The 18,520-nt window shown below is 60.1% G+C and carries 19 protein-coding genes; all 19 read right to left on the bottom strand.

All coding sequences use genetic code 11. The annotated features are described in order from the left end of the window. Window positions 1–2 precede the first annotated feature (2 nt). The 19 genes from TSACC_RS02830 to TSACC_RS02740 all read right to left on the bottom strand — a co-directional run bounded on the left by TSACC_RS02830 (window position 3) and on the right by TSACC_RS02740 (window position 18,380). Window positions 3–1,124, bottom strand: coding sequence for a glycosyltransferase (locus TSACC_RS02830; RefSeq protein WP_075077883.1), 1,122 nt, complete (start codon window positions 1,122–1,124; stop codon window positions 3–5). Next, window positions 1,121–2,215 carry a glycosyltransferase family 4 protein gene (locus TSACC_RS02825; RefSeq protein WP_075077882.1) on the bottom strand — a complete coding sequence of 365 codons (1,095 nt, stop codon included), beginning with the start codon at window positions 2,213–2,215 and terminating at the stop codon, window positions 1,121–1,123. Before TSACC_RS02825 ends, TSACC_RS02830 begins: the two co-directional genes overlap by 4 nt. Then, window positions 2,212–2,703, bottom strand: coding sequence for a serine O-acetyltransferase (locus TSACC_RS22055; protein ID WP_075077881.1), 492 nt, complete (start codon window positions 2,701–2,703; stop codon window positions 2,212–2,214). Before TSACC_RS22055 ends, TSACC_RS02825 begins: the two co-directional genes overlap by 4 nt. Then, entirely contained in the window at window positions 2,700–3,689 is a 990-nt protein-coding gene (locus tag TSACC_RS02815; RefSeq protein ID WP_075077880.1) for a glycosyltransferase family 2 protein, read from the bottom strand. Before TSACC_RS02815 ends, TSACC_RS22055 begins: the two co-directional genes overlap by 4 nt. After that, window positions 3,686–4,789, bottom strand: coding sequence for a glycosyltransferase family 4 protein (locus TSACC_RS02810; RefSeq protein WP_075077879.1), 1,104 nt, complete (start codon window positions 4,787–4,789; stop codon window positions 3,686–3,688). Before TSACC_RS02810 ends, TSACC_RS02815 begins: the two co-directional genes overlap by 4 nt. Beyond that, window positions 4,786–5,859 carry a glycosyltransferase family 4 protein gene (locus TSACC_RS02805; RefSeq protein WP_169809518.1) on the bottom strand — a complete coding sequence of 358 codons (1,074 nt, stop codon included), beginning with the start codon at window positions 5,857–5,859 and terminating at the stop codon, window positions 4,786–4,788. Before TSACC_RS02805 ends, TSACC_RS02810 begins: the two co-directional genes overlap by 4 nt. A gap of 38 nt (window positions 5,860–5,897) precedes the next feature. Then, window positions 5,898–7,151 (bottom strand): glycosyltransferase, encoded by a 1,254-nt coding sequence (locus tag TSACC_RS02800; protein ID WP_075077877.1) that lies wholly within the window; start codon window positions 7,149–7,151, stop codon window positions 5,898–5,900. After that, entirely contained in the window at window positions 7,148–8,119 is a 972-nt protein-coding gene (locus TSACC_RS22050) for a glycosyltransferase family protein (protein ID WP_075077876.1), read from the bottom strand. The genes TSACC_RS02800 and TSACC_RS22050 overlap by 4 nt, the downstream gene beginning before the upstream one ends. Continuing rightward, the gene (locus TSACC_RS02790; protein WP_237763891.1) at window positions 8,116–8,916 is read right to left on the bottom strand and encodes a glycosyltransferase family protein; all 801 of its coding nucleotides are present in this window, start codon (window positions 8,914–8,916) and stop codon (window positions 8,116–8,118) included. The genes TSACC_RS22050 and TSACC_RS02790 overlap by 4 nt, the downstream gene beginning before the upstream one ends. Further along, complete coding sequence (locus TSACC_RS02785) at window positions 8,913–9,719, bottom strand: class I SAM-dependent methyltransferase (RefSeq protein WP_075077874.1); 807 nt, start codon at window positions 9,717–9,719, stop codon at window positions 8,913–8,915. Before TSACC_RS02785 ends, TSACC_RS02790 begins: the two co-directional genes overlap by 4 nt. 126 nt (window positions 9,720–9,845) lie before the next feature. After that, window positions 9,846–10,751, bottom strand: coding sequence for a hypothetical protein (locus TSACC_RS02780; protein WP_075077873.1), 906 nt, complete (start codon window positions 10,749–10,751; stop codon window positions 9,846–9,848). Then, window positions 10,748–11,902, bottom strand: a complete 1,155-nt coding sequence (locus TSACC_RS02775; RefSeq protein WP_075077872.1) for an NAD-dependent epimerase/dehydratase family protein — start codon at window positions 11,900–11,902, stop codon at window positions 10,748–10,750. The genes TSACC_RS02780 and TSACC_RS02775 overlap by 4 nt, the downstream gene beginning before the upstream one ends. Further along, the gene (locus tag TSACC_RS02770; RefSeq protein WP_075077871.1) at window positions 11,899–12,798 is read right to left on the bottom strand and encodes a glycosyltransferase family 2 protein; all 900 of its coding nucleotides are present in this window, start codon (window positions 12,796–12,798) and stop codon (window positions 11,899–11,901) included. The genes TSACC_RS02775 and TSACC_RS02770 overlap by 4 nt, the downstream gene beginning before the upstream one ends. A 1-nt stretch (window position 12,799) precedes the next feature. Then, the gene (locus tag TSACC_RS02765) at window positions 12,800–13,735 is read right to left on the bottom strand and encodes a glycosyltransferase family 2 protein (RefSeq protein WP_075077870.1); all 936 of its coding nucleotides are present in this window, start codon (window positions 13,733–13,735) and stop codon (window positions 12,800–12,802) included. A gap of 34 nt (window positions 13,736–13,769) precedes the next feature. Then, window positions 13,770–14,558 carry a class I SAM-dependent methyltransferase gene (locus TSACC_RS02760; RefSeq protein WP_075077869.1) on the bottom strand — a complete coding sequence of 263 codons (789 nt, stop codon included), beginning with the start codon at window positions 14,556–14,558 and terminating at the stop codon, window positions 13,770–13,772. A 54-nt stretch (window positions 14,559–14,612) separates the two neighbouring features. Beyond that, a complete protein-coding gene (locus TSACC_RS02755; protein WP_075077868.1) occupies window positions 14,613–15,497 on the bottom strand; it encodes a glycosyltransferase family 2 protein in 885 nt (294 codons plus the stop codon). Next, window positions 15,494–16,633, bottom strand: coding sequence for a glycosyltransferase (locus TSACC_RS02750; protein ID WP_075077867.1), 1,140 nt, complete (start codon window positions 16,631–16,633; stop codon window positions 15,494–15,496). Before TSACC_RS02750 ends, TSACC_RS02755 begins: the two co-directional genes overlap by 4 nt. Continuing rightward, the gene (locus tag TSACC_RS02745; protein ID WP_075077866.1) at window positions 16,624–17,643 is read right to left on the bottom strand and encodes a hypothetical protein; all 1,020 of its coding nucleotides are present in this window, start codon (window positions 17,641–17,643) and stop codon (window positions 16,624–16,626) included. The genes TSACC_RS02750 and TSACC_RS02745 overlap by 10 nt, the downstream gene beginning before the upstream one ends. Continuing rightward, window positions 17,640–18,380, bottom strand: a complete 741-nt coding sequence (locus TSACC_RS02740) for a glycosyltransferase family 47 protein (protein ID WP_237763890.1) — start codon at window positions 18,378–18,380, stop codon at window positions 17,640–17,642. The genes TSACC_RS02745 and TSACC_RS02740 overlap by 4 nt, the downstream gene beginning before the upstream one ends. Window positions 18,381–18,520 lie beyond the last annotated feature (140 nt).

Genomic DNA, 18,520 nt, shown 5'->3' with positions numbered 1-18,520 from the left:
GCTTATCCGGTCGGCGCAACCGGGAGCATCTCGCGATACAACTGTTCAAGCCTGTGGCAGAGGGACTTGGCCGAGAAATCCGCCTGCACGCGCGACCGGGCGGCAAGGCTCAGTTTGTGCGAAAATGGCTGATTTTGCATCTCAAGAACCGCCTCGGCCGCGGCCTGCGGATCAGCGGGAGGGAAGAGCAATGCCGTCTCTCTCGATGCCAGAATCTCCGCCGTTCCATCGACCCCGGTGGCGCAAATCGGCACCCCTGCCGCCATGGCTTCCAGCAAGACCATGGGAGTTCCCTCATAGCGGGAGGTGAGGAGCAGGAGATCGATGGCCCCATAAACCGCCTGTCGGTCGCCGACGTATCCGGCAAATCGTACGTGATCGCCGAGGCCGAGGCTTTCAGCCAGAGCTTTCAGTTCCGCCTCCTCCGGACCCTCCCCAAAGATGACAAAGCGGGCGGCGGTCGATTTCTCCGCCACCAGTACGGCGGCTCGGAGAAAGGTGGTGAAGTCCTTTTGCGGCACGAGGCGACCAATGCCCCCAATGACAAAATCCCCCGGCTTCAACCCCCAGCGAGCACGAAACGCCGCGCGGGCCTCAGGCGATGGAGGCTGGAAGGCATCCACGTCCACGCCGTTGGTGAAATATTCGACCACCTCATCGGAGAGTCCTTCCTGGCGGAGGAGAAACTCGCGGGTGGTGCGTGAGACCGCGAGGATCTTGCACGAAAGCAGATTGGTCAGGCGATCGACGAGAAATGGAGCGAGGCGCTCGCGCAGGGCATCATTACAATGATCGTGGGCAAAGATCGCTCTCTGCCCGCAGAGGGCGGCGATGGGGCGAGCCAGCCAATTCGCCCCAAATAGATGGCAATGCACGATGTCGAAACGCTCTTTTATGAGCAACCGTGCGAGATTCGGCACATAGAGCGGCGGCAGTTTCCCGGGAGACAATGAGACCACTGGCACGCCGATGGCCTCCAGCTCCGCGGCGACGCCTCCTTTCCCGTGCAGGCAGGCCACGGTGTAGGAAAAGTCCCGCTGATCGCGAAACTTCAGCAAGTTGAGCAGGACGGTTTGCGCTCCGCCGGAACCCAGATGATCGATGACCTGGAGAACCTTGATCATCGTTTCGCGACCGGCAGCCCGGCGAGGAAGGCGTCGGTTTCCTTCGTATTATCATGAAGCTCGCGGACAAAGCGCTCAGCCTCACGCCCCATCGCCTCCGTGGCGACACGGTCAGCAAACCACTGTCGGGCGAGAACCACGAATCGCTCCCGGTCTCCACCCATGCAGGCGCCTAGCTGAAAGTCTTCAAACAGCGTGTCGGGACGCACAATGAGCGAGAGCAGCGCTGTGGAGGCGAGGCCGGACTGGATAAAGCTGTTTGGCCACCCCTCCCACGTCGAGGTGTTTACAAAGACCCGTGCGCGATCGTAGTGAGACTGCACCTCGCGATAGGGAACGCCGTTATGGAAAATGAGATTGGGCAGCTTCTCCGCCCGTATGCGCACGGATTCAAAGAGCGCGGCATCCTCGCAGGGGCAGATCATCTCAAAGCGGGCCTCGGGGATCGCCTCGACGAGATCGAGAAAGATATGGGGCTGCTTGATCGGCTGGCATCGGGCGACCCAGAGAAAATCGACCGTCTTTTCCGCCGTGCGAGGTTCTGCCCGGGGCAGGATCAGATTCCGGTACAGGGAACACGGCATGCCCTGCTTCTGGAAGAGCCGTTCCTGCAGCTTCGTCATGGCAAAGCGCTGGTCGCAGTGGCGCATGCCAAATTCAAAGAGCCATCCTCGTACCGGATTGTCGCGCCGAAAGCCACCATTCACCTCCGTGTCGAGACCACAGATAAAATGAAGCTGAAAACCAAAAATGGGGCGGAGCAGCCAGAGGATGAACAGCCATGCCGTCCAGCCGAGAATCAGCACATGATCAGGTCGTTCCTCGCGGAGGATGCGAGCCACCCTGGGGAGCGCCCTCAGGCTATCGACCAGGCCGCCGGTTTGAAACTTTCCGCCATTGCGGATTCTCACGCCTTGGAAGACCTGCCCGTCCGGCTGGCCGATGTCCCCTGCGGCGATGGTGGTTTCGTAGCCGCGACCAGCAAGTTCCCGCGCCAGCAGAGCAACCTGAAGCTCCGCTCCTCCGGAGACCCGGGTCGAGGCCGGATCAAGTACCAGATGCGCGTAACTGGAAAGAAAAAGAAACCTCACGCCTGTTGTGCCCGAATGACCTTCGCAGGATTCCCTGCCGCCACGGCTCCGGCGGGGACGTCTTTGATGACTACTGCTCCGGCTCCGATTTTCGCACCATCGCCGACCCGGATCGCACCGAGCAGGATCGCCCCGCAACCGATCTCGACGTTGTTCCCCAGGACCGGAACCCCCTCACCCGCCTGTCGGTAGCCAATGGTCACGCCCTGTCGCAGGATGCAATCATCTCCGATCACCGCCGCAGGATGCACCACGAGGCCGCTGGCATGATAAAGGCGCAGACGCGTGCCGATACGCGTGGAGTAGCCGAGCTCGATCCCCATGATCCACTCCACTCCCACGACATAGAGGAGCAGGAGCGGAGAACCCAGCAGCCACAGTCCTCCCGGCAGGGAACGAATCGCCCGGCAGAGCCGCCAGAAGACAAGCACGGCGCGCCCCTTCGGGTTTCCCACATTCACATCCCAGTCCTGAAAAAGGCTATTCATCGCGGTCCCATCATTCGATCCCGCAGCAGGCTGAAAAACAAGTCCGGTTGAGCGCGAAGGCTCGCTGACATTTCCTGAGCCATCGCCGCTGATGCTCCCAATTTGCCTGCCGCTTTCCAATGGAGGAGGCATCTGGCCTCGGCGCGATCGCAGGCAGGAGCCGGGCGCGTCTTCTCGAGTTCCCGGTGCAAAGCCCAAAATTCCGCGCGTTTGCCCGGCACGAATCCATCGCGAAGCTGGCTGACAAGCGCCAGATTGCTCCGGGTGGCGTGGGATTCCAGCCCCCATTGCACGAACGCGCGGCGATTTGCCTCCATCGCCTCGGAGGCGGTGGCCTCGGCTTTCTGGTGCGAAAGGGAAGAGTCGACCACCCGGTAGGAAATCAGGCGCTGGGGGAGGTTGTCGCCCGGGCCTGTTTTGAGGAGCTTCAGCCAGAGATCGTAATCCTGCGTGATGCGGAAATGCGGATCATACTTTCCAACCGCCAGAGCAGCGTCCCTCCGGAAACAGACCGAGGCGTGGATGAACGGGTTGTCGTACAGGGTGAACCAGCGAACAGATTCCTCGCCGCACGGGGCGTTGATCAGGCCGCAAAATGTGCCGTCCTCGGTGATAAGCCATCCGTTCGTGCCGAGAATGACCAGTTCGGGCCGGCGGTGAAGCTCGGCCATCTGGAGTTCCAAACGTTGTGGATGGGGCAGATCGTCAGCATCCTGACGGGCGATCCATGGTGCGCGCGCCTCCGTGATGCCTTGGTTCAGGCAAACAGTCTGCCCCTGGTTGACCGGATTGAGGATGAGCCGAATGCGTGAATCCTTTCCCGCCCAGGCTTTTAAAATCTCCTCTCCCCCGTCCGTCGAGCCATCGTCAATAATGAGAAACTCAAGGTCTCGAAATGTCTGCCCGAGAATGCTGCGGATGCCAACGTCGAGGTAGGCTCGCGCATTGTAGACTGTCATGAGAACTGTGACGGCGGGCGTACTCACGCGAGGAGATTTTCAAAAATCCGTCGATGCTCGGCGATCCATGTTTCCGCCTGGAAGCACTGGACGGCATGCTGCCGGGCTGCCTGGGAATACTCCGCGAGATGCGGTATCACCTTTTTCACCGCGGCAGCCCATTCTGCAGCGGGCGGCGTGATCATCCGATCCCAGACGAGAGGCACCGGGATCAACGCACCACAATTCGCGGGAACCATCTCAGGCAATCCGCCACTGGCGGAACCCACAACGGGCAACCCACATGCCAGCGACTCGATGACAACCGTCGGGCAGGGATCGAGATATTTCGGATGAAGGACGATATGATGACCTCGATAAAGCGCCACCGCCTCATCCTGGGTGAATGCAGGCAGGAGGCGGATTTCCTCTTCCAGGCCGAGCCTCTGAATCTCGGCACGCACCTGGTCCGTGGCTCCGGGCCACTCCATTTTGCCCGCCACCGTGAGGGTCGCCTCGATGCCTTCTTTCCTCAGCACGGACAGGCATTGCAATGCCGACAAAACCCGGTCGGGATAGCTGTGTGTGCCCAATGAGAGCAATCGGAGCGGGATTGCAGGGAGCGGCTCCGGTGTGGGCGAAAACTTTTCCAGATCGACCGGATTGAAAAGTATGCTCGACGGGCGATCCGCCGGACCCAGGAATTCGTCGGAAGCCGTTCGGCAAAACCCGGATTGATACACGACATAGTCGGCGCGGTCGCGGAGCCACCGCATCGGGCCATTAAACCGCTCGGCCTCTGCGCCCGCCCATCCGCGATAAGCAACGCCGTTTTGATTCCAGACGAGTTTTATCCCTCGGCGACGGCAGGTGTCCCAGAGATCCCGAGCAAAACGTGGCTGGGCGCTGCTGACCAGGTACAGGATGTTGAACGCCTGGGCATGGGAGGGAAATGCGTCGCGGAGATGAAGGAGTTTGATGGCTCCGCCATGGAGAAATTCCCGTCGCTCCAGCACTCCGCCAAAGGAAAGCACTGGATCACCCGACGATGCGAGAGAGATATCTGCCCGCGTCTGGCGAACCCTCATCCTCTCGGGAAAATCCAATACGCCCCGGACGGCGGAGGCAATCTGCCAGGGAAGACTCATTCGGATAATTCGGCCCGAATGCGTCGGGCGATTTTGTCAGCCACCGTTTCCCACAAGAAGTGCTCCTTGACCAAGGCCCTGCCCCTTTCCCCAAACCGCTGGCGCAAGGCGGCATCGGAAAGCAGCTTGCGCAAAGCTCCGGCGATGGCCTCGGGATTACGCGGCGGGACCAGAAAGCCACTCTCACCCTCCAGGACGCGCTCGGCATTGGCCCCTACTGAGGTCGTGACGACGGGCAGAGCATACGCCGCCGCCTCGACTACAGCCACCGCGCTCGGTTCGGAGCGGCTGGGCATCAGAAAAATATCCGCTCGCGTGAGGTGCTCTCCCACCTGCTCACGCGGGATACGGCCATGGATCACCACCCGATCCATGCTCAAGCCAGGGTCGCAACCGACGATGTGCAACTCGGATTGCGGAAACTCACCCGTGAGTTTTCGAAAGGCTTCGATCATCTCGGGACCGCCCTTTCGCTCCCATTCGACACCGACAAAAACGATGCGGGGGTGAGGATTGACCTTGGCAGGCAATACCTCGGGAAAGGCGATATTAATCCCGGAATGCACGCACTCCACCCGGCTGGACGGGATGTTGTAATCCTCGATCACCGACCTCGCGGCGAACTCCCCGGTGGTAAACGTCACGCGCGAGTCCATGTAGAGCGATCGCTCCATCGCGAGCCACTGCGGGGTCATCGGCTGGAGCTTGCGGCCGCTGCCATACCGCGCATTCGCCAGATGGGTGTGATCCGTGTACCCGAAATGCGGTATGCCGGCACGAATCGCACGAAAAACCGATTGGGTCTGGAAGGAAAAGGCCGCGCCGGAGAACTCCTCGCTGGTCGCAACCCAGTGCTCAAACATACGGAGGAACGTCACGGTCCGTGGCAGGAACGCCTGGGGCGAAAACCGATATCGAAAGATCGGTTGGGGATAGCGCAGCGTGGCCTCAATCAATCCGGCAAAGTAGGTCGCCGGGCGGCGCCGGGCGATATCATCGATGATGTCGAGCCACCGGAAATCATAGCCGGGCAAGGCCGCTGGCAGCGTGCGGGCAATGCTCTCGTTCACGAACGAAAAACTGCCCTGCTTGAAACACAGCACCTTTTTCATCGCCCTTGGCAAAACAATGCTGCGCCGAGCAGGATCTGCTCGTCTCTCGCAGGATCATGTACGCCCAGCGGAGTCTCCGCCGACTGAGCAGCCGCTCCATGACGACTCTGCACCTTGGCGATGATCCGATCGGCCAGGGCAGATTGCTCATTCGGTGGGAAAACGACCTGACGCTGGCCGAGCTGGCGGCGCACGCGGAAAAGGGACGAGGCAATCGCGCTCGAGAGCCGGGCCATGGGACGCTCTGGTCCCCGGGGCAACTCCTGATAAATCGCCACCAGTGCCTCGCTCAGGGCCGAGGTGGAGTTTTCTCGATCCGCTCGACGGCTGGCGAGAAATGCGGGTTCCCGAAGCGAACCGGTTTTTGCATGGTTCTCAAGGATGCTCACAGCTTCGTCCACCGTACGGAATAGCATCTCCGATGGAAGGATGTCCCGGGCGATACCTACAGGCGTACTGATCACCGCCTGACCGGCAAAAAGGGCTTCGAGGAGAGAATGTGGTCCGCCTTCCCAGCGCGACGGGACAACAGTAACGTCCAGCGCCTGATAAAGGCGGTTCAGTTCCGTACGCGGCAGAATGTTGCGATCGTAATCGTCCTGGTCGTTCGGGCCAATGCGTCCATGAAAACGGAAGGGGATGCCTGCCGCAGTCAGGCGGCGACGAAGCCAATGGCGGCGAGGGCCTGCGAGGAGGACGACGAGATTCGGTAGACGCTGATAGAGTTCCTTGGCGATTTCGAAAAGAATGTCCGCCCCCTTCTGCCGCTTCAATCGACGCAGGTCCGTGCCCTCGGTATCGCGATGAAAGTTCCCAATGACGAACGCCTTTTTGTCGATGCCCAGTTCGCGACGGAGTCCGCCGTCATTTTCCAGCGGACGGAAGATGGTGGCGTCAACCGTGTACGGTGCACGAGCGACTGGAAGACCCAGCATGCGAAATTGCGACTCAGCCTCGCGGGTGCGGGCGATCCAGAGGTCCACCCGTGCCGCCGCCTGAGAAAACTCCGGCTGCGTGAGTGAATAAACCGGGGGATTATCCGCGAAACAGACGAGCTTTTTTCCCCGTACCGCACGCTCGCCGAAATCGAGCAGACGCGGCCAGTAGGCGGAGTGAATGACACGGGCCGCCGCAGGCGAGGTGGGAATGACATGCCCCTCCATGGCCTCTCGCGCGACCCGCAGGTCTTCATCGAGCGCCCAGGCGACCTTTTCGCCGCCGGTAAAATGGACATGCCACAGCGTGCTCACTGGTTGATGAGGGACTGGATGATCTGTCGATAGGCGGCGCACATACGGTCGCCCGCAGGGGCCTCGCGGAGAACCCTGGCCCGCAGGTCGTGATAGCGGTCCTTCAGGGTCTCGATGGATTCCGGGAGATTCTCCGTGAGCTCCACGCCGAAGCGTTGCCCCAGTTCCACCGTGCCCCCCCCATCGCGATGATAAAAGAGCGGCAGGCCGCATTGCATCGCCTCGACCGGGTGCATGGCGCCTGGCTCGTATCGCGAAGCCGTGATGCCCACGTGACACTGGCGCAGGAGACCGGCGAGCTTTGCCCCTGTACAGGGCGGGAAAGTGCGCGCCTTCTTCCAGGTGATTTGTTTCGGCCACCGCCCTATGACCCAGAGCTCGACTCCCTTGAGATCGCCGCTGGCTATGAGATTATCGACCTCCTGGTAGATATCGAAACCCTTGGCCATGTTGTCGGACCAATGATGCGTCACCAGACGCAGCGGATGCCCTGGCTGCCAGACGGGCGAGCCAAACGGATGAAAGACGGCAGGATCAGCTCCGTTGGTAATGACCGTGTGCGGCCGATCCTGGGAAAACCACTTTGCGGCGTGATGGTCGCGAAGCCACTCCGAAACGAAAACCGTGTGGTCGGCTGCGGTGTTGGCTTCCGCAAGACGAGCGTCCATCTTGTCCGTTCCCTTGCGCACATCATTGTCATTGATGCGCTGGATGCACTTGAGACGCGGATTGCGGCGCTTGGCCCAGACCACATCGTCATAGGAAATCGTGAGCTTGCCGCTCAATCCCGCGTGAGTGCCCATGACACAATCGACGTCCGGCGTGATTTGATAGACCACATCGTAACCGCAGCGCTTCAGATACTGAGACAGCTGGTTCAGCCATTGATTGCCCCCGCCAAACGCCGTGCGACGCGGCGCGAGATTAAAGGCGACGGTGGCGATAGGCTTTTTGCGGAAAAAGATCATGACTCGAGCGGGAAAAAAGCTGTGGTGGAAACCGTAACCTCCGGGCCGCGCCGATAACGGGAGTCCTTCCAGTTTGTCACCGGCAGACCAACCCAGCGGCGCAGGGTGCGAATGACGCGCTGCCAGGAGTTTCCGTATTTTTCCATGATGTTTTCCCGCGTTGCGGCATCGGCAGATTCCTTGGAGCTCCGTGACAGGAAGCACATGTGCAGGCAACGAAAATCGCTCTCCTCCCACGGCACTTCATCGTGGAGCATGCGTCGATCGGAGTTGGAAAATCCAGGTCGAAAGACCACCTCACCGCCATGCAGACGCTCCGGTGCATCGCCGTCCCAAGAGCTGATCGCAGCAAAATTGTACAGCTTGGTCATGCTGCGGCAGGGTGGTGCCAGATGTCCGCTGGCGGAACGAAAATCCTGAGCCAACGTGGTGACATTGAGCACGTTGCCGAGGATCATCCAGGTGCGGGCAAACTCCCCGGCGTTGATTCGCTCGCGTAAACGCAGCAGCCCTGCCGTGTCGTAGATCTCGTCTCCATCGACAGCAAAAATCCACGTATCCTGTCCAGCCAGCCCGGCAATCAATCTGTGGGATTCCCGCGGATGGGAAAGGCGGTGAAATTCCGCCGAGGGCAGGTCTTTCGCCAGCCGCTTGAGGATCGGTACGGTAGCGTCCGTCGACCCGTGGTCCATGAGCAGGATGTGATCGCAGAACGGGGCGGCATTGCGCACGGCCCGCTCCACGAAGACATCCTCGTTGTGCACGAGGACGACGCCGACGATGCGGGGACGGCTCAAGCCATCTTGCTGCGGAGCAGGACCCACAGCCATTGTTTCTCGCGCTCGATGCGAACGACCTCGCGGAAGGTGCGGAGCAGGCGGATGACGATATCCTCCGTACGATCCCAGGAGATCGCCTCAAAGGGACCGCCGCCCTCCTCCATGTTCACACCGATGTCGTAAAGCAGGTAGCCGTTGGGTTTCAGCACGCGGGAGTGCTCGGCGATCATCTTCTCGAGATCGAAGGCGTGGTCGACGCAGTTCGTGTAGAGCAGGTCGAGCGAGTTGTCCGGAAAGTCGAGATTCATCATGTCTCCGGGGCGAACCAGTGGATTGCCGTCGCCGGGATTGAGGTCGATGCCGATGGCATTGGTGAACCCAAGGTCGCGCAGGACCTCGACTTCAGTACCCTGGCGGGCGCCGCAGCAGAGAATTTTCGCATCGGAAGGCAGGAGCGTGAGCAGCTGGCGGAACCGCACGTAAAACTTCAGACGATAATCGAAGATGTCGAAATTGCTGAAACCACCCTTGATCTTCACCATCTCGTCGAGCTTCAGCTTCTGGTGGGTAAGGTACTCGTCGTAGCTGGCGTAGTCGCGCTTGAGCAGGCCGGTCTCGTCCTTTTCGGCCTTCCAGCCGCCCTGCCCGTGGTGCTTGTGCCGCACCTCGTGCTTGTCGCGCTCGTGGTTGTAGGAAGCGTCCTGACGACTGCGGAGTTCGCGAATGTAGCCGTACCCTCCAGGCGTCACGAGATGCAGGAAGGTTTTTGCCCAGAATGCCGGCTTCAGCTGCGGGCGGAAAATTTCACGAAAGTATGCCATTACGAGTTACTTGGTTGTGCGGTGAACCGCATTCCGGGCCGCAGTTTAGGCCGAAATTTGCCGATGGCAACTTTGGCCCGATGGGAATGCAGCCCAGGAGGTGGAGAATCAGCGAAAATGATGGGTTCAAGCGGCTCCCTGCGCCTTTGAGGCTGCAATAAGCTCCTGAAGGGCCGGATCGGACTTATGACGCTCGAGGTACTTGAGCAGGAAAGGGTTAACCTTTCCGCGCGACATCACGCCCGCGTAAAACATGGGATACGGCCCATTGTAAAAGAAGTCGTCATAACCCAGCGCGTCCCAGAAGGCCATGCCCAGCCCGAGCTTTTGCGTCACGGGGACAAGGCTCATCGCGCGGTGATAGAACTTCCGCTCGGCGGTGCGAAGGAGCCTCCCCATCCCGACGGAAGGATGCACCGCCAGATCCTCTCCGCGAATCTGATAGCATGCCTGCTTCCACTCCTCCGGGAGCGAATTATCGGCCTTGTCACAGGTCTTCTCAAATCCCCATGGCGTCTGGTTTTTCTGCTGAAGGAGCAAGTCCAGGCAACCCATGAGGACATCGAGGCGGAAAAGCGAGGGATGGAGGTGAAAACGCGGGGACTCCCGCTCGGTGAGATGCATGAGACCATTGGCCAGCACCGGACCCCGGGCGAGGAAGCGGCGATTGTCCCATCCCATCAAGCCGATATAGGCAGCGCCCATGACATCGAGGAGTTCGGGCAGGGTCTCATTCAGATGCCCTACATGGCAGGGAGCCAGGGGAGGATGATCCTCCAGGAGAAAATAACACTTTTTGTATCCCCGGGCGGCGAGATCCTCGCAGGCGTCGCGTACGAACTTTGCCCAGCTGCGGGGTAGCCCCTGGTCACGACAGGGAATGTGTGGCAGATCGCCCGCCTCCTCGGAAGTGAGCCCACAGAAAAAGAGCGGTGGATGATCCGGCCAGAACCGATCCATGAAGCGGTGCGTAAAGTCCGCCACCCATTTATATGGGTGATAGACCGAAACAAGGATGCAGAGGTCGCTCATTTGCGGCTGGAACGAAGCAACCCGGCAGCGGCCATTTCGTTGAGGGAATGGTCAAATCGGCGGTTCGCCTCTGTGACCTGCTCGCCCGGGCGACCCACCCAGTCTGTGAACTGCTTCACGCCATCGCGCAGGGAGAGAAATTCATGCGCCCCGAGACCCGCGGTCAAACGCGTCAGGTCGGCAGCGGCATGGCGAATGTCGCCCACGCGAAACTGGCCGGAGATGAAATACTTTAACTCCACACCCAGCGCGGCCGCGAGCGCCTCGACCAGATCGACCAGCGTACTGCGCACCCCGGAGCCGAGATTGAAGACCTCCAATCCCTCGGATGCCAGCGAAAGCGCACGGAAGTTGTACTCCACCAGGTCGTCGATGAAGACGAAGTCGCGGCTGGGCAGGCTGTCCTCGAAGAGGTTGATCTCGCGTCCGGCAAGCAGGAGCTGGGTGAAAATGGAGAGGATGCCGGTATAGGCGTTGTTCAGTGACTGGCCGGGGCCGTAGACATTCTGGTAGCGAAAAACCACCGCCGGGATGCCATGCGACTGGCAGACGTTGGAAACAATCTGCTCCTGGGCGAGCTTTGTAATCCCGTAGATGGAACTCGGCCGCGCAGGGTCGGACTCCAGCGAGGCAGCAGCCTCCACCGAAGCGCCGCAAATCGGGCACTTCGTTTCAAAGACACCCGCCTCAAGATCTGTCAACTTGCGGGAGTCGGGGTAAACCCGGCCATGCTCCGGACAGGTCGCCGCGCCCTCTCCATAGATAGCCCGGGTGGAGCTGACGATGACCTTGCGGATGTGTGCCTTGTGTTCTCCAAGAATCTCGCCGAAAACCGCCGCGCCACGCGCATTGATATCCGTATACCGCTCGATCTGGTACATCGATTGGCCAGTGCCGGTTCCTGCCGGAAAGTAGTAGATGGCCTCCACATCGCGCACGACGCGCTCGACCGCGCCGCGATCGCGAGTGTCGCCGCAGATCACCGGCACCCGACCGCTCAGCAGGCCAAAGGTGGCCGACGTGCCTAGATCGGTTCCGTGAATTTGCGGATCAAGGGAATCGAGGACGACGGGCTCGTGGCCTTCGCGCAAAAGACGCAGGGCCGTGTGTGAGCCGATGAATCCGGCGCCGCCGATAAGAAGTATTTTCATTTCGTGGAACTCAAAAGCCGCCGCCAGTCCAGGCGACGTAACAAACCGAGTGAACGTGCGTGTAAACCATACGCAGGTGCTTCCTTCAAGGAACGAACGAACGCCCGGATGGCTGCCTGCGGATGGGTCGAGGCATTGTGATAGGCCTCGCCGAGATACCGCTCGGCCAGACCCTGGCGACGCTCCTGATCAAAAGCCTGCCGGTTTCCGCCGTCGACCAGGCTGTAAAAGGGCGAAAAGACCCTCTCTCTCTCGGCGAAGACGCCCTGCCAGTCGAGGATGGTCTTTGATTCGGGTTGCCGATGCTGGACGGCGAGCACCTCGGGAACATAATGGAAGGCGAACTTTTCGGACATCCTCCACCAGTATTCATAATCCATCACGAGGTGCAGGTCCTCGCGAAGCAGCCCGGTAGCGCGCTGGACGGACGAGCGGAAAAAAATCGCAGGCTGGTGCAGCCGTACGTCGCTACGCCACCAGCGTACCATGTCCTCGCGCCGATCGAATCGCCCCTCGACTCGCTGCGGAGCCGAACCATCATAAGCGATCTGCGTAACATCGCCAAAAACGACCTGTACCAAGGGATCGGCAAAAACCTCCCGCAGCCGGGCAAAGAGCCCCGGCGGGTACGCGTCGTCGGAATTCAACCAGCAAATGATTTCGCCCGTCGCGGCCTGAAAACCACGATTTACGGCATCGGACTGGCCACGGTCCTTTTCCCGGGTCACCTGCAGATGGGGGAATCCCCCGAGCACCGCGGCTGTCTCATCGGTCGAGCAATTGTCAAAGATGAGATGCTCGCAATCAGCATCGTTCTGCGCGAGCACGGAGCGCACGCATTCGCCGATATAGGCGCCCTGGTTGAAGGACGGCGTGATGACAGAAAAAAAAGGCACGTCAGCGTATACCGGTGGGCGTATTGAGCCAGGCTGGTTCGGGCGGGATGCCGCCGGTGAATCGCAGCTTCAAAAGCTCCAACTGGGCGCGGAAGTACCACAGCCCACGATACCCCAGGTCATCCGCCTTGCGCAGCAGAGCAGGCATGATGGCGGGCGTTTTCCAAAACAACGCCTGCCGGATGGCCTCGCGGGCAAATCCCGCATTTTTCGGCGCCCAGGAAAAGTCGATACCACGCTCCTTGCACCATTTGCGCAAGGCGACCTGAGCAAGAAGGCTGCGGTAGATGCGCTTGGCATCCTGGGTCCCGGCGGAGGCCGGTCGCCATGTCTTGTCGAGCACGGCTGTATCACAAAAGGCAACCGGCTTGAGCAGGCCGCATTTGATCCAGTAATCACGATCCTCCATCGGCTCATAGCCGGACACAAATCCCTCCACCCGCAGATGCACCTCGCGGCGGACGATGGCAGAGCCGGGCGTGATGATGGCACACCGGTAGAGATTTCTCTGAGCAGGCAGCGGCGGATCACCCGCGCAGTAATCAAACCCGCTCAGACGCGGCTCCTGCGGCGGCTCCATGCGCTGGAGCACCATGCCGTAGACCACGCCTGCCGACGGGACCTGCTCGGACCGTGCCAGCAGGGATGCGACTGCGGTTTGAAGCAGTACGTCATCGGAATCCAGAAAGAGAATCCAGTCCGAGGTGGCGAGCTTGGCGCCGAGATTCCGGGCGGCCGAGACGCCTCCATTTTCCACCCGGCGATAAGTGATCGACTCCCCAAATCCCGCACAGACCGCCGGAGTATCGTCCGTGCTGCCATCGTCAATGACGATGATTTCGCGAGCGGGAGTGACCTGATTCAAACAACTCACCAACGTCGCCGGGAGATACTCCGCCGAGTTGTACGAGGCAATGACAATGCTAACCGATGGCATGGCAACGACGGCGCGAGACCGTCACACGAAAGATCTAGATTTTCTGGACGAGCAGACCGTGTTGTGAGCCAAACTGGTGCAGCCCGTCTGGCACCTTCTTGCGCGACACCGCGGTATCCAGCACACGAAAGCCCGCCTCACGCAGCGCCCTGCGAGCAAATGACAGGGTCACAAGCAGGTTGGTGTCATTTACGTGAGCCTTGAGTTCCTTGTAACCTTGCGGAAGGAAAAACCGCTCAGTAAATCGCTCCGCCCAGTAGGCCAGCGGCAGAGCGCGATTCAGCGAGACCGGAGCCCAGCGGCCAAAATACAGCATGGCGACTCCGCCCGGCTTGAGCACGCGAGCGGTTTCCTCGATGCACGATCTCCATATCGCGATCTTCTCGACGTGTTGAAGTACGATGAACGTGTAGACCGCATCGACGCTGGCATCCGGACACGGCCATTTGGCACCGTCGCACTTGAACAGCTCAATGTTTCGCGCCCCGCGGGCCGCGAGTTCTCCCTTAACACGCGCCGCTTCATCGTGGATGTCCACACCCACCGCTCCCCGAAACGAGCGGGCCGCCGCGGCCAGGATTCGCCCGCCGCCATACCCGATCTCAAGGATCGTCTTCGTCTCCGGCTGCGGAACGTATTTGGCAATGTAGGGTGCGATATGCAGCGAGAAATCCCACTGTCCCCGCACGAACGACGCATCGGCATCCGCCGCGCTGTCGAACCACGTGAAAAAGTCATCCGCCGATTTGCCGGAAGCCGCCTGGATCTCCTCGCGGAAACCTACGATATGTCCGCGTGTCTCAATTTTCGATCCGATGGCCATAGTTCTGCTCCAGTATCAAAATCCGCTCTGCTGACAAGCCGGGAAACACCAGCGTCATTCTTCCTTTGCCGCTGATTTCCGAAACCGCTCCAGCAGGTCGGGAGTCCATCGGGTGTTGCTCTCCAGCAGATCAAAAAGCTCAAAGACCCGACGGCGGGATTCCTCCTGTGTTCGTACCCAGAAGCTCGAGGCGTCGATGCGATGGAAGTAATGCGCATTGGGCAGGACCTGCAGCCTGTTTCCCAGCGAGAGCCAGAGATAATTGGCAACCATCACGTCGGCGACATCGTACTTAAGCTCGGCCAGACAACCGACGGCGTTGGTATAAGCCTTGCGGTTCACAAAATAGTTGCCGTCGTTAAGATAATAGACGCGCTTGAGCGTATTATCCCGGCAAAGCTCCACCACGCGATCAAAGTCGAGCCGCTCTCCGATGAGCCGCTTGAACGGGAAATAGGGAAACGCCCAGCTCGGCGAATAAATGACCTGCGGGTCCCACTCCGGAAGGGCGTAGATGGCATCGAGGTAGTTGCGGAAGATCGTATTGTCGGAATCGAGAATGACGAGCCACTCCAACGATGCATTCTCTGCGCACGAGAGCTTGTTGGCCATAGCCCCGAGATTCTTTTCGTGTCGGACGATGCGCACCTTCCCATGAGGATCGAGCGAGCGCACGTTGCGCTGAAGCGCGGAATACTCCTCCGCCGATGAGGCATCGTCGCAGATCACCACCTCGCCGACGCGAGGATCATTGAGGAGATTGCGCAGCGGACGGTGGATACGGCTGCCACGATTATAATGCGGGATGCCGACGGAAATTTTTTCCCCGGCAAATGGCTTCGCCGGCGCGTGGCCCTGCTTTGCAACCGCTTTCGGCTGGCAAAGCGTGGCGTCGTAGAGATCCGAAAGCCGTTTCCAGAATTTTTGCGAAAGCTTCACAGCGCGGCAGTGATCTTGTGGGCAAAGGCGCGGTAGTTCGTCGCAAAGAGGGGCCGGGTATGTGCGCTGCGCACATGATCGTACGAAGCGCGGGCCCGCTGGGCCACCTCAGCCGGCGAAAGAGAGGCCAATGCGCGAGCAGCTGCTTTCACGGACTCGACGTCCCCGCGCGCGATAGGCACCCCAAAGTCGCCAAGATCGACCGAGGACTCCCAGGTCGTTATCGGCACCATGCCTGCGTGCATCGCATGCAGCACGCTTCCGGCACCGCCCTCCGCCGAGGATGGATAAATAATGCTGGCATGCGTGCGGGCGATTTCCACGAATGCCGGGGACGTCATATCCATCCAACCCGCATGGCGGATGTTGGGCAGTTCACGCAGTTCACGATGATAGAGGCGGTAAAAGTCATCCTCCTTTTCCGGACGCCCGCAGACGGTCAACTCCAGGTCGGGCATGTCGGCAAACGCATCGAGCGCGAGGTCGAGTCCTTTGTGGACCATGCCGTAGCTGCCGAGCCAGAGGAATCTCCGGCGGCTCTGCTCGAAGTCGCGCCCTTCAAGCCAGGGATGCTCCACGGCTGAGGACAGCGGAACGCGCGTGATCGGCTTGCCCGCAAACTTGAAGCTGTCGATGGTGTATTGATTACCGAGGATGGAAATCTGGTTCGCCACCTCCGAACCGCGGGACGGCGGGACATTGCGGCGAGGCACGAGCGCGATGCCCTTGCGATCCCGGATGGCACAAAGCCGTGTAAGCTCCGCATGGTTCCAGCCCAGCCAGTGCGATCCCGTAGCATGCAAGACTCGCACACAGTCCGCGGGCAGATGAGGATGCCAGCGCTCCAGGTTGGAATGGATATCCACCGCGACGCGACAATTTGCCGGCGGCTCGTAGTCGAAATTGTCATGGTCCACCACCTGCACCTCGAAGCCTTCCTTCCGGAAACTCTCGGCCATGGTGACGCACTCGAAAGGGTTCGTGTGGCCCATAGCCTTCGGAATATCGATACCATCCACAAAGGGCCAGGTGATGTAGGATAATGCAACGACACCGCGATTACGCCCCTCGGGCTTCAGCGTAATAACACGGCGGGGCTTCTTGAGAACCTTACGAATTTTTTGAGTCAGGGACACGGCTTGAAACGGCGTATAAATTGGGAGGCGATTTTCTCGACAGGTGCAAGCCTCAACCGCAGTCGTCGCAACGCGGCATCAGTAAGCGGCTCATCATAGGAAATCGATAATAGTGGGCTGTAGGTGCACGGGCCGATCGCAACCTCCGCCTTGGGCGATGCCGCCATGAGACCTAGACGGCGATAGAGGTACAGCGGCATCCAGCTCATATTGGCAGAGAGCAGGCGGATACCCTCCCCGGTCTTGAGCCGCGCAAACAGTCCGCCATGCGGCCCGGTCCAGAGTCGCTTCACGGTCGTGCGCCCCACCAGCTTGGTCGGATTTTCCTCGTAGTCTTCTGCAAAAGCCAATGCATCATCAAAAGCCTCGCCCTCGTACGGTACAGAAAGACGGATCGACCGAATCCCTGCCCGGGCGCGAAATTCGCGGTAGGCATCCATTTCGTTGAAGGCCAGACCCAGGTGCGTCTCGAGGCGGTCGCGCTGCTCCTGGAGGTAGGCCTCGTCCAGGAAGAGCACGTTGATCATGCGCACAAAGTCGCGCGCCACGCGAGAGGAGGCGACATAGCCATTAAGGCACTCTCCCCGGCACTGTTCCGTGCAATCATACGCAGCCAGCCGCTCTTCACGGGGAGCGAGCGGCGCCAGCACCAGCGTGTCGGAGTCAAACGTCCAGAAAGCATCGATGCCCTCGCGCTCAAGAAAGTTCGCAATGAGAAACCACCTGCGAAAGACGAAACGAAGCCAGAAATCCGTGCCATTCAGCTTGTTGAAGCGGTGCCGCGATCCCTGGATCGGCTGGAAGACCTTTTCAAAGAGTGAAAGGTCGGCACCGAAGGCGAGATCCTCAAATGGCACGAAATCCGCCACATTGCGGGCGTATTTCCGGTTGGCTTCATCTCCAAGTAATACGATGCGTTTTCCGGGATTCGTGAGCTGCGCCGTACGCAGTACGATTCGCAGATAAGGCGCATCGCCGTAGTGGATGAAAATCAGCGGCGCGGACTTCATTGCCTGTTAAAAAACCGGCGGACAAATGCCTGGTGGAACGATGGGAGCCACTCGAGGAGACTCAAGGCAGGCCGACGCTGCACCTCGCGACAGGCGGCGAGAACCTTCTCCCGCCAATAGGGCAGGAACATCGCATCGAGATGCCACTCCGCACTCCGGATGCGAAGCTCCTCCTCGCGAAGCCGGTCAAAAGTGATCTCGGAGAAATCATCGACGAACAGGATGGGTAGCCCGGTAAACGCCCGCATTGCCGGTGATCTCAGCACGATCGGGATCGCTCCCGCATATAGCGCCTCCCACATGCGGTGGGTATCGATCCCATTGCCCGGAGGCGCCAATACAAAGCGATGGGTAAGGAGCGCCTCAAGGTAGCCAGAGTTGTCGCCATGCGTCGCGGGAGCCTGAAAGGTCACCCAGTCCTCACCGCTTAAGCTCTGGAAACGATCATAGACCGGCTGCCTCACCTGGGGATTTGTGTCGGGCCGGAAATTCACGTAAAGCCATCTTTCCCTCGGGCGATGGGACTCCAGCCCATCAGCCAGCTCCTCTGCGCACAGGGTAACCGCGCTATGCTTGGAACCCAGCCCCAGGGGCAGCGGATGTACCCTCGGGTCCTCCACCACCGCATTGCTGCCGAACCAGGCAAAGATATTGGCCGGAGCCTCTGCAAGTCGCCGGTCATCAACTGGAAAATCCCCCTGGCCCGTGATCAGCACCACCCGACGGCGCGTCCGCACCAAACGGCCAAAACATTCCCAAACCCGATCGATCTTGCAAAAGATCGACTGGCCGCCCCGGAAACCACTATCCGCCGGACATGCACCGAAACTATCCTGCCAGAAAACGTGGTCGCACAGTCCGATCAAACGGTCAGAGT

It is taken from the genome of Terrimicrobium sacchariphilum, from assembly GCF_001613545.1.
In the GTDB taxonomy this organism is placed as follows: domain Bacteria; phylum Verrucomicrobiota; class Verrucomicrobiia; order Chthoniobacterales; family Terrimicrobiaceae; genus Terrimicrobium; species Terrimicrobium sacchariphilum.
Note: the sequence above shows the minus strand (reverse complement) of the source record. Positions and strands in the feature narration are given on the sequence as shown.

Coding starts and splice junctions, on each gene's coding strand:
- TSACC_RS02760 (WP_075077869.1), bottom strand. CDS start 14,558: ATGGCCATCGGATCGAAAATTGAGACACGCGGACATATCGTAGGTTTC.
- TSACC_RS02785 (WP_075077874.1), bottom strand. CDS start 9,719: ATGGCATACTTTCGTGAAATTTTCCGCCCGCAGCTGAAGCCGGCATTC.
- TSACC_RS02810 (WP_075077879.1), bottom strand. CDS start 4,789: ATGAGTCTTCCCTGGCAGATTGCCTCCGCCGTCCGGGGCGTATTGGAT.
- TSACC_RS02775 (WP_075077872.1), bottom strand. CDS start 11,902: ATGAAAATACTTCTTATCGGCGGCGCCGGATTCATCGGCTCACACACG.
- TSACC_RS02780 (WP_075077873.1), bottom strand. CDS start 10,751: ATGAGCGACCTCTGCATCCTTGTTTCGGTCTATCACCCATATAAATGG.
- TSACC_RS02830 (WP_075077883.1), bottom strand. CDS start 1,124: ATGATCAAGGTTCTCCAGGTCATCGATCATCTGGGTTCCGGCGGAGCG.
- TSACC_RS22050 (WP_075077876.1), bottom strand. CDS start 8,119: ATGATCTTTTTCCGCAAAAAGCCTATCGCCACCGTCGCCTTTAATCTC.
- TSACC_RS02765 (WP_075077870.1), bottom strand. CDS start 13,735: ATGCCATCGGTTAGCATTGTCATTGCCTCGTACAACTCGGCGGAGTAT.
- TSACC_RS22055 (WP_075077881.1), bottom strand. CDS start 2,703: ATGAATAGCCTTTTTCAGGACTGGGATGTGAATGTGGGAAACCCGAAG.
- TSACC_RS02745 (WP_075077866.1), bottom strand. CDS start 17,643: ATGAAGTCCGCGCCGCTGATTTTCATCCACTACGGCGATGCGCCTTAT.